At 62.8% G+C, this 17,016-nt stretch carries 13 protein-coding genes; 11 read left to right on the top strand and 2 right to left on the bottom strand.

Going from position 1 to position 17,016, the window contains the following annotated elements; translation table 11 throughout:
• Nucleotides 1-18: 18 nt before the first annotated feature.
• The gene (locus RCCGE510_RS24870) at nucleotides 19-924 is read right to left on the bottom strand and encodes an EamA family transporter (RefSeq protein ID WP_007634519.1); all 906 of its coding nucleotides are present in this window, start codon (nucleotides 922-924) and stop codon (nucleotides 19-21) included.
• A 112-nt stretch (nucleotides 925-1,036) separates the two neighbouring features.
• On the opposite strand from RCCGE510_RS24870, the gene RCCGE510_RS24865 reads away from it, so the two are divergent.
• Nucleotides 1,037-1,912 carry a LysR substrate-binding domain-containing protein gene (locus tag RCCGE510_RS24865; RefSeq protein ID WP_037079898.1) on the top strand — a complete coding sequence of 292 codons (876 nt, stop codon included), beginning with the start codon at nucleotides 1,037-1,039 and terminating at the stop codon, nucleotides 1,910-1,912.
• On the opposite strand, the gene RCCGE510_RS24860 is transcribed toward RCCGE510_RS24865, so the two are convergent.
• Entirely contained in the window at nucleotides 1,887-2,945 is a 1,059-nt protein-coding gene (locus RCCGE510_RS24860; RefSeq protein WP_052029496.1) for a GlxA family transcriptional regulator, read from the bottom strand. The genes RCCGE510_RS24865 and RCCGE510_RS24860 overlap by 26 nt on opposite strands.
• A gap of 38 nt (nucleotides 2,946-2,983) precedes the next feature.
• Here RCCGE510_RS24860 and RCCGE510_RS24855 point away from each other — a divergent pair, with 38 nt between their 5' ends.
• The 10 genes from RCCGE510_RS24855 (at nucleotide 2,984) to RCCGE510_RS24810 (ending at nucleotide 16,685) form a co-directional block, all read left to right on the top strand.
• Nucleotides 2,984-3,886, top strand: a complete 903-nt coding sequence (locus tag RCCGE510_RS24855) for a 3-keto-5-aminohexanoate cleavage protein (protein WP_037079655.1) — start codon at nucleotides 2,984-2,986, stop codon at nucleotides 3,884-3,886.
• Between the two features lie 7 nt (nucleotides 3,887-3,893).
• Nucleotides 3,894-5,384 carry a carnitine 3-dehydrogenase gene (locus tag RCCGE510_RS24850; protein ID WP_007634515.1) on the top strand — a complete coding sequence of 497 codons (1,491 nt, stop codon included), beginning with the start codon at nucleotides 3,894-3,896 and terminating at the stop codon, nucleotides 5,382-5,384.
• Between the two features lie 10 nt (nucleotides 5,385-5,394).
• Nucleotides 5,395-6,555 carry an acyl-CoA dehydrogenase family protein gene (locus RCCGE510_RS24845; RefSeq protein WP_007634507.1) on the top strand — a complete coding sequence of 387 codons (1,161 nt, stop codon included), beginning with the start codon at nucleotides 5,395-5,397 and terminating at the stop codon, nucleotides 6,553-6,555.
• A gap of 4 nt (nucleotides 6,556-6,559) precedes the next feature.
• Nucleotides 6,560-8,614 carry an acetate--CoA ligase family protein gene (locus RCCGE510_RS24840; RefSeq protein ID WP_007634505.1) on the top strand — a complete coding sequence of 685 codons (2,055 nt, stop codon included), beginning with the start codon at nucleotides 6,560-6,562 and terminating at the stop codon, nucleotides 8,612-8,614.
• A gap of 6 nt (nucleotides 8,615-8,620) precedes the next feature.
• Nucleotides 8,621-9,403 (top strand): carnitinyl-CoA dehydratase, encoded by a 783-nt coding sequence (locus RCCGE510_RS24835; RefSeq protein WP_007634503.1) that lies wholly within the window; start codon nucleotides 8,621-8,623, stop codon nucleotides 9,401-9,403.
• Between the two features lie 117 nt (nucleotides 9,404-9,520).
• Nucleotides 9,521-11,110 (top strand): ABC transporter substrate-binding protein, encoded by a 1,590-nt coding sequence (locus RCCGE510_RS24830; protein ID WP_007634501.1) that lies wholly within the window; start codon nucleotides 9,521-9,523, stop codon nucleotides 11,108-11,110.
• Nucleotides 11,111-11,198: 88 nt separating this feature from the next.
• The gene (locus tag RCCGE510_RS24825; RefSeq protein WP_007634499.1) at nucleotides 11,199-12,206 is read left to right on the top strand and encodes an ABC transporter permease; all 1,008 of its coding nucleotides are present in this window, start codon (nucleotides 11,199-11,201) and stop codon (nucleotides 12,204-12,206) included.
• The gene (locus RCCGE510_RS24820; protein WP_007634497.1) at nucleotides 12,203-13,030 is read left to right on the top strand and encodes an ABC transporter permease; all 828 of its coding nucleotides are present in this window, start codon (nucleotides 12,203-12,205) and stop codon (nucleotides 13,028-13,030) included. The genes RCCGE510_RS24825 and RCCGE510_RS24820 overlap by 4 nt, the downstream gene beginning before the upstream one ends.
• On the top strand, nucleotides 13,023-14,654 hold the full coding sequence (locus tag RCCGE510_RS24815; RefSeq protein ID WP_007634496.1) for an ABC transporter ATP-binding protein: 1,632 nt from the start codon (nucleotides 13,023-13,025) through the stop codon (nucleotides 14,652-14,654). The genes RCCGE510_RS24820 and RCCGE510_RS24815 overlap by 8 nt, the downstream gene beginning before the upstream one ends.
• 21 nt (nucleotides 14,655-14,675) lie before the next feature.
• Nucleotides 14,676-16,685: a CocE/NonD family hydrolase gene (locus tag RCCGE510_RS24810; RefSeq protein ID WP_085989777.1), complete on the top strand. Its 2,010-nt coding sequence runs from the start codon at nucleotides 14,676-14,678 to the stop codon at nucleotides 16,683-16,685.
• Nucleotides 16,686-17,016 lie beyond the last annotated feature (331 nt).

Below are 17,016 nucleotides of genomic sequence, written 5' to 3'. Positions count from 1 at the left end.
AGTCGTCGACCGGCCGGCTTAGCCGTCGTGCGACCGGCGGCTGCGCTTGGCGTCGATTGCCGTATGCCAGAATACGGCGCCGAGGATGATCGCGCCGCCGAAATAGGTGGCGAGGGGAGGCTTTTCGGAAAACAGCAGCCAGACCCAGAGGGGTGTCAGCACGATTTCCATCGTGCCGATCAGCGCTGCCTCGGCCGGCGGCATCCGCTTCGCACCGGCAAGGAAGAGCACCAGCGCGAGAGAAAAATTGGTAGCGCCGAAGGCGGCAAGGACGATCCAGTTGTGCAGGTCGAGCGAGCCGACCGAACCGAACGGCGCGAAGATGACCAGGGTCAGGAAAGCGCTGACGACAGTCGGCGGCAGGCTCGGCACGCCGGGATTGATGCGCGGAATGATGATGACCAGCGCAAACGACGCGGTCATGCCGAGCGCCAGCAGGTCACCCCAGCCGGTGCCCCCGCCGATCGACGAGGCGACGATCACCGCAACGCCGAAGAGCGAGACGCCGCCGGCAATCAGCGTCCGCATGGCGACCCTCTCCTTGAGGATGAGCCAGCCGAACAAGGCGGCGATGAACGGCGTCGTCGCATAGATCATGGCCACATTGGCGACGGTGGTCATGTAGAGCGCCCCGATGAAGCAGCCCTGACTGAAGGTCTGGCAGGCGATCATCGCAAGACCCGAGGGATGGAAGACGGAACGCCATTGCCGCCGCGAGATGCCCCCTTCGAGGAAAAGGCAGGGGATCAGCAGGAACAGGCCGCCGAACAACGACCGCCAGGCAATCGCCGTCCATACGTCGGTCGTGAGCAACCGCGAGTAAACGCCGCTCGCACTCCAGGCGAGCGTCGCGGCAACGATGAGAAGCACACCCTTCTCGTGCTCGCTGCCTGCGAGGCGCGTGGTCGGATTTTCAATGGTCACGCAGATATTCTCAAAGAAGGAAGTCGAACGCGGTTCTGTTCTGCGCCCGGAATTGACATTAGGCAAACGAATAGTAGTGATATCTGTCATCGATTTTTTCTATGGCTATTTCATGCAAGTATCAATCGAGAGCGACCTGCTCAGGACCTTCCTGGTCGTCGCCGAAACGTCGAATTTCTCCGCGGCTGCCCAGCGCATCGGGCGGACGCAATCGGCCGTCAGTACTCAGATCAAGAGGCTCGAGGAGGCGATCGGCGAAAGTCTTTTCGAGCGTGGCGCCCGCGGCGTGCTGCTGACGCGCCAGGGCATGCAACTGGTGCCTTATGCTCGCAGGGTGATCGATCTCTTGAACGAAGCCGCCGTGACAATCCGCAGCAAGCCGCTCGACGGGCCGGTGCGTATCGGAATTCCCGAAGAGTATAGCCAGACGGTGCTGCCGGCAGCCCTTGCGGCTTTCGCGGTGCGCCATCCGGCAGTCGAGGTCACCGTTTCCTGTGACTATACGGTTCGCAACCTTGCCGCCCTGGAACGGGACGAACTCGATCTGGCTGTCGTTTTCGACTGGAGCGATCAGAACAAGGGCGAGGTTCTCTGCATCGATCCCACCGTCTGGGTCACATCGATGGTCCATCGGCTGCACGACATCGATCCGCTGCCCGTTGCGACCTATCGCAACTCCACCTGGTCGCGCGATTTTGCGCTGCGGTCGCTGGAGCAGATCGGCCGCAACTACCGCATCGCCTTCATCGCGGATACCGGCTCGGGGCTGAAGAATGCCGTGACCGCAGGCCTTGCTGTCACCACGCTTTCCCGCAGCAGCATCCCGCCCGGCTGTCGGGAACTGACCGCCGAAGACGGTTTTCCGCCGGTCGATTCCTCGAAGGTCGTCCTCCGTCGCAGCACGTATCGCTCCAGCGAAGCTGTCCGGGTGCTTGCCGAGATGCTGCGCGAAGCTTTCCAGCCTATGGCGGTGCCTGCGATGGCGTGATGCGGCGGCGCAGGCGCCGCCTCGTCTCCGATGGGCTTTCGGAGAAACTCGCTCGGTAGCTTCTCGCAAAGGCCGAAGCCGAATTGAAGCCGGTCGCCGCGGCGATGTCGGCGAAGGAGGCTGTCGTCTCGATCACCTTGCGGCGCGCCGCGTTCAGGCGTAGCGCCAGATAATGCACATGTGGCGGCGCGCCGATGCTCTGCTGGAAAAGATCCTGCAGATGCCGGGCGCTGATGCCCACTCTGCGGGCAAGCCGCGCAAGCACCAGTGGCTGCTCGATATGCTCCTCCATCAGCCGCACCGCCTGCGTCACGCGTGAATCGTGCATGCGCAGTCCCGCCGAAGCCGCGGCAAGCGGCTCGTCCGCATGGAAAGACGGCTGCTCGTAACGGAACAGCCGGCTGACTTCGAGCGCCAGCGAATAGCCCTGCCGTTGCCTGATCACCTCCAGCATCAGATCGACGGTCGGCAGCGATCCCGATGTCGTCAGCCGCTTGCCGTCGATGACGAAACGATCCTTGACGGCCCGCACCTCGGGATAGGCCAACGCAAAATCCTCGTAGTCCTCCCAGTGAACGGTCGCCGACAGTCCATCGAGCAGGCTTGCCTCGGCCAGCAGCCAGGTACCGGATTCGATGCCGGCGATTGTCGTTCGGTAGCGGGCGGCCTGCGACAGCTGCATCTTCAGCGCCGGCGTCGCGTGGCGGTGCCAGTTGTAGCTCGCAAGCACAAACAGCGGCGTATCCACGGTCGTCGCCTGGAAAGTTCCCTGGGCCGGGATGGCGATGTCGCTGGTGGTCGGGACCGGCGCTCCGTCCAGCGTCAGCAGCCGCCAACGATAGAGTTCACTGCCGGCGATGCGGTTGGCGCCGCGCAACGGCTCGATGACAGACGCAATCAGGATCAGGTTCGAATCCGGCAGGACGAGAAGGTCGATATCAAGCCGTTCCGTCGATCGCTGCAGCAATACCACCTCCCTGTTGTTCCGATAATGTATCGATGAGTTCCGAGAATGCAAAGCATCTCCGCCCATCCTGCCGCGTAATGGTCGATAGACGGGAGAACAAAAACATGCCTCTTGCGATGAACCGCGATGTTTTCATCACCTGCGCCGTCACCGGCGCCGGCGATACGATTTCCAGATCCAGCCATGTTCCCATTACTCCCAAGCAGATCGCCGCCTCCGCGATCGACGCCGCCAAGGCTGGGGCGGCTGTTGTTCACTGCCATGTCCGCGATCCGGAAACGGGGGCCGCCAGCCGCCGCAACGATCTCTACAGGGAAGTCACCGACCGCATCCGCTCGGCGGATGTCGACGTCGTCCTCAATCTCACCGCCGGCATGGGCGGGGATATGATCTTCGGGGATATCGAAAGCCCCCTTCCCCTCAATCCGAAGGGCACGGATATGGCAGGGGCCACCGAGCGCGTCAGCCATGTCGCCGAATGCCTGCCGGAGATCTGCACGCTCGACTGCGGCACGATGAACTTCAACCTCGGCGACTATGTCATGACCAACACGCCGGCCATGCTGCGGGCGATGGCGAAGAAGATGACGGATCTCGGCGTGCGGCCGGAGATCGAAGCTTTCGACACCGGCCATCTCTGGTTCGCCAAACAGCTTGCTGAGGAGGGCCTCATCGAAGACCCGGTGCTGATCCAGCTCTGCATGGGCATTCCATGGGGTGCGCCCGACGATCTCAACACCTTCATGGCGATGGTCAACAACGTGCCCGATAGCTGGACCTTTTCGGCCTTCTCGATTGGCCGCAACGCCATGGCTTACCCGGCGGCAGCGGTTCTTGCCGGCGGCAACGTGCGCGTCGGCCTGGAAGACAACCTCTTCGTCGGCAAGGGCCAGCTCGCCACCAATGCGCAGCTCGTCGAAAAGGCCGTGCAGGTGGTCGAGGGCATGGGGGCGCGGATCATCGGTCCGGAAGACGTGCGCAAGAAACTCAAACTGACGAAGCGCTGAGGACGGCATGACAAGGATCAGCAAGGCGGCTTGTATCGGCGGCGGCGTCATTGGCGGCGGGTGGATCGCGCGGTTCCTCTTAGCCGGCATCGACGTCGACGTGTTCGACCCGCATCCGGAAGCGGGCCGCATCGTCGGCGAGGTGATCGCCAACGCCGAAAGAGCCTATGCCATGCTGACCGGCGCACCGCTGCCGCCGCGCGGCAGGCTTAGCTTCACCAAGACGCTGGCGGAAGCCGTCGCGGATGCGGACTGGATCCAGGAAAGTGTGCCGGAAAGGCTCGATCTTAAGCGTCGCGTGCTGGCCGAGATCGATGCCGCCGCCCGCCCGGACGCGCTGATCGGCTCTTCCACGTCGGGCCTGCTGCCGACCGATCTCCAGCGCGACATGAAGCATCCCGAACGCCTGTTCGTCGCCCATCCTTATAACCCCGTCTACCTGCTGCCACTCGTCGAAATCGTCGGCGGCGAGAAGACTTCGGCGGCGACCATCCAGGCGGCGATGCAAAGACTGGTCCCGATCGGCATGAAGGGCGTTCATATCGCCAAGGAGATCGAGGCCTTTGTCGGTGACCGGCTGCTCGAAGCGCTCTGGCGCGAAGCATTGTGGCTCATCCACGACGATATTTGCACCGTCGAGACGCTCGACGACGTCATCCGCTATTCTTTCGGCCTGCGCTGGGCGCAGATGGGCCTGTTCCAGACCTACCGCATCGCCGGCGGCGAGGCCGGGATGCGCCACTTCCTTGCCCAGTTCGGTCCCTGCCTTGCCTGGCCCTGGACCAAGCTCACCGATGTCGTCGATCTCGACGATGCGCTGATCGAAAAGATCGGCCGGCAATCCGACGAACAGGCGGCCGGTCTCTCGATCCGCGAACTCGAACGCATCCGCGACGAAAACCTCGTCGGCACCCTGCAGGCGCTGAAGGGCGGCGATGGCGGCAAGGGCTGGGGCGCCGGCAAGCTGCTGAAGGAGTTCGAACAATCGCTCTGGGCAGAAGGCGGCGGTGCGACCGCGTCTTTCGACCCGTCGAAACCACTGCGGCTCATCGAGACAAAAGTCAGCCCTGCCTGGGTCGACTATAACGGCCATATGACCGAGCACCGCTACCTCCAGGTTTTCGGCGACACCTCCGACGCATTGCTGCGCCTGATCGGCGTCGATCTCGCTTATGTCGAGGCGGGGCAGAGCTATTACACGGTGGAAACCCACATCCGTCATCTCGGCGAGGCGAAGCTCGGCCAGGCAATCCATACGACCTGCCGGATCCTGTCCGTCGACGAAAAGCGACTGCATCTCTTCCATACTCTCTACGACACGGCGACGAACGAAGCTCTCGCAACGGCCGAGCACATGTTGCTGCATGTCGACAGCAAGGCCGGCAGGACTGTGCCGGCGCCGGCCGCCGTGCTCGACAAGACGAAGGCGATCGCGAACGCCCATGCGGCGTTGGCGCTGCCTGAAGGCGTTGGCCGCCACGTCGGCCAGAAGCGCTAGGAGGATCGGGATGGATTTCGGTCTCAGCCAAGAACAGGAAATGATCGTCGAGACGGTCCGCACCTTCGTCGAAACCGAAATCTACCCGCATGAGAACGAGGTCGAGCGGACCGGCATCGTCCCGCCGGAGCTCGGCCGCGAGATCCAGCGCAAATGCATCGATCTCGGCTTCTACGCCTGCAATTTTCCAGAGGAGGTCGGCGGCGCCGGCCTCGACCATGTCACCTTCACGCTGGTCGAGCGCGAACTCGGGCGCGGCTCGCTCGGGCTGACGGTTTACTTCGGTCGACCCTCGGGCATATTGATGGCCTGCGAGGGCGAGCAGCGCGAACGTTACCTGCTGCCGGCGGTGCGCGGCGAGAAGATCGACGCGCTTGCCATCACCGAGCCCGACGCCGGCTCTGACATGCGCGGCATGAAGTGTGCTGCCCGCCGCGACGGCGGCGATTTCGTCTTGAACGGCACGAAACATTTCATCTCCCATGCCGACGTCGCCGATTTCGTCATCGTCTTTGCCGCGACGGGCGAAGAGGAAACGCCGAAGGGCATCAAGAAGAAGATCACCGCTTTCCTCGTGGATCGCGGCACACCGGGGTTTGAAATCCTGAAGGGCTACGATTCCGTTTCGCATCGCGGCTACCACAACTCGACGCTCAGCTTCGCAGATTGCCGCATTCCCGAAGCCCAGGTGCTGGGCGAGGTGCATTGCGGCTTCGATATTGCCAATCAATGGCTTTACGGCACGCGGCTGACGGTTGCCGCCACTTGCGTCGGCCGGGCGCGGCGTGTCTTCGAGATGGCCCTGCCCTATGCCGCCGAGCGCAAGCAGTTCGGCAGGCCGATCGGCGCCAATCAGGGCGTGTCGTTCAAGCTCGCCGATATGATCACCGAGATCGACGCGGCCGAGTGGCTGACGCTTTCAGCCGCCTGGCGGCTCGACGCCGGCCTGTCGGCGGACCGGCAGATCGCTTCGGCCAAGCTTTATGCCTCCGAAATGCTGGCGAGGGTGACAGATGAGGCGATCCAGATCTATGGCGGCATGGGGCTGATGGACGATCTGCCGCTTGCCCGCTTCTGGCGCGATGCGCGGGTCGAGCGCATCTGGGACGGCACATCCGAAATCCAGCGGCATATCATCAGCCGCGACCTGCTTCGGCCTCTGGGAGCATGAGCCGATGACAGCGAGCCCTCTCGACCGCCTGCTCAGACCGCAAACGATCGCCGTCTTCGGCGGTCGCGAGGCGCGCAGGGTGATCGAGCAGTGCGACCGCATGGGCTTTTCAGGCAGGATCTGGCCCGTCCATCCCAAACTCGACGAGGTGCTTGGACGGCCCTGCTATCGCTCGGTCTCCGATCTGCCGTCGGCGCCGGACGCCGCCTTCGTCGGCGTCAACAGGACGCTGACCGTCGAGATCGTGCGCAGCCTTTCCGAGGCCGGCGCCGGCGGCGCGGTCTGTTATGCCTCCGGCTTCAGCGAGGCGACCGGTGAACTCGGCGACGGTGTCGAGCTACAGCAAGCCTTGCTGGAAGCGGCCGGCGACATGCCGATCCTCGGGCCGAACTGCTACGGGCTGATCAACGGTCTCGACGGCGCACTGCTCTGGCCCGATCAGCACGGCATGCAGCGGATCGAACGAGGTGTGGCGATCCTCACGCAATCCTCCAATATCGCCATCAATCTGACAATGCAGACCCGTGGGCTGCCGATCGCCTATGTGGTCACGGCTGGCAATCAGGCACAGACATCGCTTGCCGATGTCGCCCGCGCCCTGATCGACGATCCGCGCGTCACGGCGGTCGGCCTTCATGTCGAAGGTTTCGGCGATCTTGCTTCTCTGGAACGCCTGGCTGCCGCAGCCCGCCGATCGAGGAAGCCGGTGGTCGTGCTGAAGGTCGGCAGGTCCGAGCAGGCAAAACGCGCGACGGTGTCACACACTGCCTCGCTTGCCGGCAGCGATGCAGTGGCAGACGCCGTGCTCGCTCGTCTCGGCCTCGGCCGTGTCCAGACCTTGCCGGCGCTGTTGGAAATCCTGAAGCTGCTGCATGTCGCCGGCCCGCTCGCAGGCCGTTCGATCTCGTCGATGAGCTGCTCGGGCGGCGAGGCTTCGCTGATGGCGGATGCCGCCGTCGGCCGCAATGTCGAATTCCCACCCCTGCAGCCGCAACAACTGCCGCGTCTGCGGCGGGTCCTCGGCGAGATGGTGACGCTGTCCAATCCGCTTGATTACCACACCTTCGTCTGGGGTGATTTCGCACGCCAGACCGAAGCCTTCAGCGCCATGTTCGAAGGCGGCTATGCGCTCAATCTCGTCGTTCTCGACTTCCCTCGTGGCGACCGCTGCGATGCTTCCGAATGGGCGATGACGGCAGACGCGGTGATCGCTGCTGCCTCTGCTACCGGGGCTCTGGCCGGTATTCTGGCGACACTTCCGGAAAATATGCCCGAGCCGATCGCCAATCGACTGATGGCAAATGGCATCATTGCCTTTTCAGGCATCGACGAAACCATCGCGGCCGTGGAAGTCGCGGCCGGCATCGGCCAGGCGTGGGGAGCACCGCCTCCCCTGCCGCTGCTCGATGTGCCCTGCTTGGACGGCGAGATCGAGACGCTGACGGAAGCCGATGCGAAGACCGAACTTGCTGCCTGCGGCCTTCCTGTTCCTCGGGGGCTGCAGGCTTTTTCTCCCCGTGAAGCCGCCGAGCAGGCCGAACGGCTCGGTTTTCCCGTCGTGCTGAAAGGTCTCGGCATTGTGCACAAGACCGAAGCCGGGGCTGTCGCACTCAACCTCAGGGATGTTGAGGCGGTGTCGAACGCGGCGGCGGCAATGGCGTCGGACCCTGGTTATCTCGTCGAGAAGATGATCGATCCACCGGTCGCCGAGCTCATTGTCGGCGCCATCCGCGACCCTGTCTTCGGATTGTCGCTCACGCTCGGAGCGGGTGGAATCCTCGTTGAATTGCTTGAGGATTCGGTCATTCTTCCGCTTCCCGCGACGAAAACCGAGATTTATGCGGCGATTTCTCGTCTCAAACTTGCAAAATTGATCTATGGCTATCGCGGGCGGCCAAAAGGCGATCTCGACGCCGCGGCCGTCGCTATCGCAGCAGCGGCAGATTATGTCGTAAGGAACGCGGCATGGCTGGAGGAACTGGACATTAATCCGTTGATGGTTCTTCCCGAAGGGCAAGGCGTTGCCGCAGTCGATGCGCTAATACGGCGGAGGAGGTAGCATAGGTTGAGCGACCACATTCGCACACGACATGACGGCGGCATCCTCGAAGTCGTTATCGACCGGCCGAAGGCGAACGCCATCGACCTGGCGACCAGCCGTGCCCTGGGGTTGATCTTCCGGGATTTTCGCGATGATCCTGAATTGCGTGTCGCCATCGTCTCGGGCGCGGGCGGGAAGTTTTTCTGTGCCGGCTGGGACCTCAAGGCGGCGGCATCAGGCGATGCGGTCGACGGAGATTATGGCGTCGGCGGTTTCGGCGGGCTGCAGGAGCTGCGCGATCTTAACAAGCCTGTCATCTGTGCGGTCAATGGCATCTGTTGCGGCGGCGGACTGGAGATCGCGCTCTCAGCCGACCTGATCATCGCCACCGAACATGCAACCTTCGCGTTGCCGGAAATCCGCTCGGGTACGGTTGCCGATGCGGCCTCGATCAAGCTGCCGAAGCGCATCCCCTACCACATCGCCATGGACATGCTTTTGACGGGACGCTGGCTCGACGTTCACGAGGCGCATCGCTGGGGCTTCGTCAACGAGGTCTTGCCGGCCGAGCGGCTTCTGGAGAGAGCCTGGGAGCTTGCCCGCATGCTCGCGAGCGGGCCGCCGCTTGTCTTTGCGGCGATCAAGGAAATCGTGCGCGAAGCGGAGGGTTCGACGTTCCAGACTACCATGAACAAGGTCACCAAGCGGCAGTTTGCAACGGTCGACCGGCTCTATTCGAGCGAAGACCAATTGGAAGGCGCGCGGGCTTTCGCCGAGAAACGAAACCCTATCTGGAAAGGACAATAACGAGGCGGCGCAACCGCAATGTTTTCCCGCATGATGCGGGCACCGGAGGCGGAGAGGAAACCGCTTGCGACCCTGCCCGGAAGTTCTGTCAACGCACAATAAAGAAGGAACTGGGGAATGAACGATTATACCAAATATCTTGCAAGCCGCGTCACCGCAGGCGGGCTCAGCCGCCGCGAATTCATGGGACGCGCCATGGCGGCGGGCATCACACTTGCCGTCGCCGACAAGCTCTTCACCGAAAGTGCGCAAGCCGCCGAACCGAAGCGCGGCGGCCACCTGAAGCTCGGCCTCGAAGGGGGGGCGGCCACCGATTCCAAGGATCCGGCAAAATTCCTGTCGCAGTTCATGTTCTGCGTCGGCCGCTGCTGGGGTGACATGCTGGTCGAATCCGACCCGCTGACAGGTGCCGCCGTACCGGCGCTTGCCGAATCCTGGGAGCCGTCGAAAGACGCGGTGACCTGGACCTTCAAGATCCGCAAGGGTGTCAAGTTCCACGATGGCAAGGAACTGACGATCGACGACGTCGTTGCGACGCTGAAGCGTCATACCGACAAAAAGTCGGAATCCGGCGCGCTCGGCGTTCTCGGCTCGATCAAGGAGATCAAGGCCGACGGCGGCAATCTCGTGCTGACGCTCAGCGAAGGCAATGCCGACATGCCGTTGCTGCTGTCGGACTACCATTTGGTCATCCAGCCGAACGGCGGCGTCGACGATCCGCTCGCCTCGATCGGCACCGGTCCCTATAAACTGACGAGCTTCGAGGCCGGCGTTCGCGCCACCTTCGAGAAGAACAAGGACGACTGGCGCAGCGACCGGGGTTATGTCGATTCGATCGAAGTCATCGGCATGAACGATGCGACGGCCCGCATCGCGGCGCTCTCGTCCGGCCAGGTGCATTACATCAACCGCGTCGATCCGAAGACCGTCAACCTGCTGAAGCGCGCGCCCAACGTCGAGATCCTCTCGACCGCCGGCCGCGGCCATTACGTCTTCATCATGCACTGCGATAAGGCGCCGTTCGATAACAACGACCTGCGCCTGGCCCTCAAATACGCCATGGACCGCGAAACCATGGTGCAGAAGATCCTCGGCGGCTACGGCAAGGTCGGCAACGACTTTCCGATCAACAGCACCTATGCACTGTTTCCCGAGGGCATCGAGCAGCGCGTCTACGATCCCGACAAGGCCGCCTTCCACTACAAGAAGTCGGGCCATAGCGGCTCGGTGCTGCTGCGCACCTCCGAAGTCGCCTTCCCCGGCGGCGTCGATGCGGCCGTCCTTTATCAGGAAAGCTGCAAGAAGGCCGGGATCGAGATCGAGGTCAAACGCGAACCGGGCGACGGCTATTGGACCAACGTCTGGAACGTCCAGCCGTTCTCGGCCTCTTACTGGGGCGGCCGGCCGACGCAGGACCAGATGTATTCCACCGCCTATCTCTCGACTGCGGACTGGAACGACACCAGGTTCAAGCGTCCCGACTTCGACAAGCTGCTGTTGCAGGCCCGCGCCGAGCTTGATGAAGCCAAGCGCAAGGACATGTACCGCGCCATGGCGATGATGGTGCGCGACGAAGGCGGCGTGATCCTGCCGATGTTCAACGACTTCGTGAACGCCTCCACCAAGCAGGTGAAGGGTTATGTCCACGACATCGGCAATGACATGTCGAACGGTTATGTCGCAACCCGCGTCTGGCTGGACGCCTGAGGGGCGCAACGCCCTTTGATCTCCGACGAAGCCGGGACCGCGGGTAAAACCTGCGGTCCCTCCTGACGTTTTACGAGAGGCCTTCGCCATGACCAATCCTGCCCCGAGCAAAATCCTGCCGGGCTTGAGGTTCCGGCAGCGTTTTCCGCTGCTTGCCCTCATCCTCGAGCGCTTTGTGCTCAGCATCGTCCTGCTTTTCGCCGTTTCCATCCTGATCTTCGGCGGGTTGGAAGCCCTGCCCGGTGATTTTGCCACCACCTATCTCGGCCAGTCGGCGACACCGCAGGCTGTCGCCAATATTCGTCAGGATCTCGGGCTGAACCGTCCGGTCACGACGCGTTATGTCGAATGGCTCGGCAACGCCGTTCAAGGGGACTTCGGCACATCCTGGGCCAGCAAGAATTCGGTGAGCGAGCAGATCGGCAAGCGCCTTGGCAATTCGCTTTTTCTGGCGGGTTTCGCCGCGGTGATATCAGTGCCGCTCGCCGTCGGCCTCGGTATGTTTTCGGTGCATTTCCGCAATCGCCTGCCGGACAAGATCATCAATGTGATCTCGCTTGCGGCGATCTCGCTGCCGGAATTCTTCATAGGCTACCTGCTGATCCTCTTCTTCGCGGTGAAGCTCGGTATCGCCACCTTTCCAGCGACCGTCTATGACGGCATGGGCTTCGTCGAGCGGTTGAAGGCGATCGCGCTGCCGACGGCGACCCTGGTGCTCGTTGTGCTCGCCCACATGATGCGGATGACGCGGGCCGCCATTCTCTCGGTGATGTCTTCGGCCTATATGGAGACTGCCGAGCTGAAAGGCCTCAGCGCTTTCCGCTCGATCGTCAAGCACGCCGCCCCCAACGCGCTGGCGCCGATCATCAACGTCGTCGCGCTGAACCTCGCCTATCTCGTCGTCGGCGTCGTGGTTGTCGAAGTGGTCTTCGTCTATCCCGGCATGGGGCAATATATGGTCGATGCGGTCACCGTGCGCGACATGCCGGTCGTGCAGGCCTGCGGCCTGATCTTCGCGGCGGTGTATATCTTCCTCAATATGACGGCCGATATTCTGGCGATCGTCGCCAATCCCCGGCTGAGGCATCCGCGATGAGATTGAGAGACATCCCCATCACCGCCTGGATCGGCATGACCGGCATCGCCATCGCCTTCATCTGCGCGCTCTTTGCACCCTGGCTCGCCCCTTATGGCGAGACGCAGGTCCTCGGCGACGTCTGGCAGTTGCCGGATGATCATTATATCTTCGGCCTCGACAACCTCGGCCGCGACATCCTCTCGCGGCTGATCTACGGCGCGCGCACGACGCTGCTGGTCTCGTCCGCCGCCACCATCATCTCCTTCTCGCTCGGTATCATCCTAAGCTTCACCGCCGCAGTCTCACGCGGCATCATCGACACGGTGTTCTCGCGCTTCAACGATCTGATGATGTCGATCCCGACGCTGATCTTCGCGCTGGTGGTTCTTGCGGTGCTGCCGCAGAACATCATCGTCCTGATCCTGGTAATGGCGATCCTCGATTCCACTCGCGTCTATCGTCTCGGCCGCGCCGTGGCGCTCGATGTCGCGGTGATGGAATTCGTCGAGGCGGCCAAGCTGCGCGGCGAAGGCAAGCTCTGGATCATCTTCCGCGAAATCCTGCCCAACACGCTGTCGCCTCTGCTTGCCGAGTTCGGACTGCGCTTCGCCTTCTCGATCCTGTTTCTTTCGACGCTTTCCTTCCTCGGCCTCGGCATTCAGCCGCCGGCGGCCGATTGGGGCGGCATGGTCAAGGACAACAAGGACGGCATTATCTTCGGCATATCCGCCGCGCTGGTGCCGGGCACGGCGATCGCCGTGCTCGCCGTCTGCGTCAACCTCGTTGTCGACTGGCTCCTGAAACGTACATCCAGCCTCAAGGGAGGGCGCGGCGATGCCTGAGCTTCTTTCGGTTCGCAATCTGAAGATCGAAGCAACCAGCTATCCCCCCGGCGAAGCGCCCAAGCGGGTGACGATCGTCGACGGGGTTTCCTTCGACCTGCAGAAGGGCAAAGTTCTCGGCCTGATCGGCGAATCCGGCGCCGGAAAGTCGACGATCGGCCTTTCGGCACTGGCCTATGGCCGGGGTGGTGCCGAAATCACCGGCGGCGAGGTACGCCTCGACGGCGCCGATATCCTGCCGCTCGGCAAGAACGGCATCCGAAAAATTCGGGGCGCCCGGGTCTGCTACGTCGCGCAATCGGCCGCCGCCGCCTTCAATCCCGCGCACCGGCTCGGCGATCAGGTGATCGAAGCGTCTCTCAAACATGGGTTGATGACGAGGGAGGAGGCGCGCAAACGGGCGCTTTATCTGTTCCGCGTCCTCGGTCTGCCCAATCCTGAAACCTTCGGCGAGCGCTTCGCCCATCAGGTCTCCGGTGGTCAGCTGCAGCGGGCGATGACGGCGATGGCACTCTGTTCCAACCCCGAACTCATCGTCTTCGACGAGCCGACCACAGCCCTTGACGTCACCACGCAGATCGACGTTCTGGCGGCAATCAAACATGCCATCGAAGAGACGCACACGGCCGCCCTCTACATCACCCACGACCTTGCCGTTGTCGCCCAGATCTCCGACGACATCATGGTGCTACGCCACGGTAAGCAGGTGGAATATGGCAACGTCCAGCAGATCATCGAGGCGCCGCGGGAAGAGTATACGCGTGCGCTCGTCAATGTCAGGCAGGCTTATCGCGAGGAGGCCGCCGACCAGTCGGCCGCCCTTCTCAAGGTGGAAAATGTCAGCGCCGAATATTCCAACGGCTTCAAGGTGCTGCACGATGTCTCGCTGCACGTGCCGAAGGGGCAGACGCTCGCCGTTGTCGGTGAATCCGGTTCGGGAAAATCATCCCTGGCGCGCGTTATTACCGGCCTGTTGCCGCCAAGCAGCGGCCGCATCGTCTTTGGCGGCAGACCGCTGATGCCTGGCCTCAAGAGCCGGCCGAACGACGACCTCAGGCGTATCCAGCTGATCTACCAGATGGCCGATACGGCGATCAACCCGCGGCAGACGGTCCGCGACATCATCGGCCGCCCGCTGACCTTTTATTATGGTCTCAGAGGTGCCGAGAAAACCGCAAGGGTGAAGGAATTGCTCGACCAGATCGAGATGAGCAACGGCTTCATCGATCGTTATCCGGCCGAGCTGTCCGGTGGACAGAAGCAGCGCGTGGCGATCGCCAGAGCCCTTGCCGCCAAGCCCGAACTCATCCTCTGCGATGAGCCGACCTCGGCGCTCGACCCGCTGGTGGCGGAGGGTATCCTCAAGCTGCTGCTCCGCCTGCAGGAAGAAGAACAGCTGTCCTATGTCTTCATCACCCATGACATCGCGATCGTCCGGGCGATCGCCGACAGTGTGGCGGTGATGCATCGCGGCAAGCTGGTGCGCTTCGGCCCGAAATCGACGGCGCTGTCGCCACCCTTCGACGACTACACCGATCTGCTTTTGAAATCCGTGCCGGAAATGGAAATCGGCTGGCTGGAACGTGTGCTCGCGACGCGACGCATGGAGAGCGCCGGCAATTGAATGGGCCGATCACTGAAAGGAATGAGCATGGGCTCGCGCGGCTTCGCCACCATCGAGAATGAATGGATCACGCTGAAGGACGGAACGCGGCTTGCCGCGCGCATCTGGATGCCCGACGGCGCGGAGCAGGATCCCGTTCCCGCCGTCTTCGAATTCCTGCCTTATCGCAAGCGCGATGGAACCAGCCCCCGGGATGAGTCGACCTATCCGGTATTTGCGGCTGCAGGCATTGCCGGCGTGCGCGTCGATATCCGGGGATCGGGAGAATCCGATGGCGTCATCGATGGCGAATATACCGAGCGTGAGCTCGCCGATGCCTGCGAGCTGATCGCCTGGATTGCCGCACAGCCATGGTCGAACGGCTCGGTCGGTATGATGGGCATCTCCTGGGGTGGATTCAACAGCCTCCAGGTCGCGGCATTGCGCCCACCGGCGCTGAAAGCGGTCATCTCGATCGCCTCGACCGTCGACCGCTACAATGACGATATCCACTACAAGAACGGCTGCCATCTTTCCGCTCAGCTTTCCTGGGCAGCGACGATGCTCGGCTACCAGTCGCGCGCTCCCGATCCGGCGCTGGTCGGCGAGCGCTGGAAGGAGATGTGGTTGGAGCGCTTGGCAGGCGAGCCCTTCTTCATGGAGGAGTGGCTGGCCCACCAGCGGCGCGACGATTTCTGGCGGCACGGATCTATCTCAGAGGATTTTTCGAAGGTGGAAATCCCGACGCTTGTCATCGCCGGCTGGGCGGACGGCTACCGCAATACGCCGCTGATGGCGGTCGAGGGCCTCGGCGATAAAGCCAAGGCGCTGATCGGCCCCTGGGTCCATAAATACCCGCACTTCGCCTGGCCGAAACCGCGTACGGATTTCCACGGCGAAGCGATCGCCTGGTGGAACAAATGGCTGCGTGGCGAGGACAACGGCATCGACCGCTTGCCGCAGGCCCGCGCTTATATTCTCGATGCCGTCCGCCCAGCGCCGCGACGCGACAGCGATCCGGGTTTCTGGATCGCCAGGGACGTCTGGACGCCGCCGCGTATGCAGTGTTTCTACGTCGAGCAATTCGGCAGGCTGACCGAAGGCATGCCGATCCCGCATGCGCCCGAGCATCCCGTCTATGTGAGATCTCCGCTCGACACCGGGACGGCGTCCGGCGATTATTTCACGCTGAAGCCCGATGTCGAAATGGCGATCGATCAGCGCTCGGACGACGCCGGCTCGCTGGTCTTCGATACGATGCCGCTTGCCGGCGATTGCGATTATCTCGGCCGGCCGGTGCTGACGCTTGCGCTACGTCCCGGCGCGGCGGGCGGCAATCTCTGCGCCCGGCTCGTCGACGTCCATCCGGATGGCACGGCAACGCGTGTCGCCTTCGGCGTCATCAATCTTACCCACCGTGACGGCAATGCCGATCCCAAGCCGCTGATCCCAGGCGAGACGGTGTCGATCCGGCTGGTGCTCGACGCCTGCGGTTATCGCTTCCGCAAGGGGCATCGCATCCGTCTTTCGCTTTCGACGGCCTATTGGCCGATGATCCTACCGCCGCCCGGGGATGAAGGGATCGCGATCGATATGGCATCGCTCGGCCTGGGGCTACCAGTGCTCGGCGACCATCGCAGGATCGAAATCGACGAACCGGCCAATCCCGATCCTTTGCCAAAATACATTGAGCATGCGGCGGCTGCGACGAAACGGCAGGTCGTTCGCGACCTGTCGGCCAACCGCACGGACTATCGTATCCACGAGGATACCGGGCTCCACGAACATCCGCAGACGGGCCTGTCGACCCGGCAGTTGCGCGAGGAAATCTGGTCGATTTCACCGGATGACCCGCTGTCGATGACGGGAATATCGACCTGGACCTGCGACATGCGCCGCCCCGATTGGTTCGTCCGCACCGTCGCCACGGCGCGGATTGCCTGCACTGCGACCGATTGGATCATCAGCGCCGTCGTCACCGCTTTCGAGGGCGACGTGCAGATCGTCGAAAAGGTCTTTGCGGAAAAGCGGATCCCGCGCGACCTGATGTGATCCGAGAGCCTTTCCTGGTTAGATTGAAGCATTCTGCCGGAGCAGGTTTTCGTCAGGGGCAGAGGCGATTGGCGACGGGCATACCCCTTGGTACGTCCGAGCCGATCGCCTCTGATCCTGGCTAGAGATGCCCGGCCCACCGGCCGCACCGCTTCGCTGTGGCGAAGCGATAAGTGCGTCCGGCTATTCTAAGTCTTGCAGATTTGCCTGGCAAATCTGCGGGAGGGTTGGCTGAAACGGGCCGCCTGCTCGACCGGCCGGCTTGGCCGTAGAGCCGCGCTACGACGCGCGCCGGCCGGTCGACCATCCGACTCCGTTTGAGCCAACAGAA

The sequence above is a fragment of the Rhizobium sp. CCGE 510 genome, assembly GCF_000292525.1.
GTDB lineage: Bacteria > Pseudomonadota > Alphaproteobacteria > Rhizobiales > Rhizobiaceae > Rhizobium.
Note: the sequence above shows the minus strand (reverse complement) of the source record. Positions and strands in the feature narration are given on the sequence as shown.

Bases quoted from the DNA above. Each gene is read 5' to 3' on its own strand.
- RCCGE510_RS24860 (WP_052029496.1), bottom strand. From the start codon at position 2,945: ATGGGCGGAGATGCTTTGCATTCTCGGAACTCATCGATACATTATCGG.
- RCCGE510_RS24810 (WP_085989777.1), top strand. From the start codon at position 14,676: ATGAGCATGGGCTCGCGCGGCTTCGCCACCATCGAGAATGAATGGATC.
- RCCGE510_RS24850 (WP_007634515.1), top strand. From the start codon at position 3,894: ATGACAAGGATCAGCAAGGCGGCTTGTATCGGCGGCGGCGTCATTGGC.
- RCCGE510_RS24865 (WP_037079898.1), top strand. From the start codon at position 1,037: ATGCAAGTATCAATCGAGAGCGACCTGCTCAGGACCTTCCTGGTCGTC.
- RCCGE510_RS24830 (WP_007634501.1), top strand. From the start codon at position 9,521: ATGAACGATTATACCAAATATCTTGCAAGCCGCGTCACCGCAGGCGGG.
- RCCGE510_RS24845 (WP_007634507.1), top strand. From the start codon at position 5,395: ATGGATTTCGGTCTCAGCCAAGAACAGGAAATGATCGTCGAGACGGTC.
- RCCGE510_RS24815 (WP_007634496.1), top strand. From the start codon at position 13,023: ATGCCTGAGCTTCTTTCGGTTCGCAATCTGAAGATCGAAGCAACCAGC.
- RCCGE510_RS24825 (WP_007634499.1), top strand. From the start codon at position 11,199: ATGACCAATCCTGCCCCGAGCAAAATCCTGCCGGGCTTGAGGTTCCGG.
- RCCGE510_RS24855 (WP_037079655.1), top strand. From the start codon at position 2,984: ATGCCTCTTGCGATGAACCGCGATGTTTTCATCACCTGCGCCGTCACC.
- RCCGE510_RS24820 (WP_007634497.1), top strand. From the start codon at position 12,203: ATGAGATTGAGAGACATCCCCATCACCGCCTGGATCGGCATGACCGGC.
- RCCGE510_RS24840 (WP_007634505.1), top strand. From the start codon at position 6,560: ATGACAGCGAGCCCTCTCGACCGCCTGCTCAGACCGCAAACGATCGCC.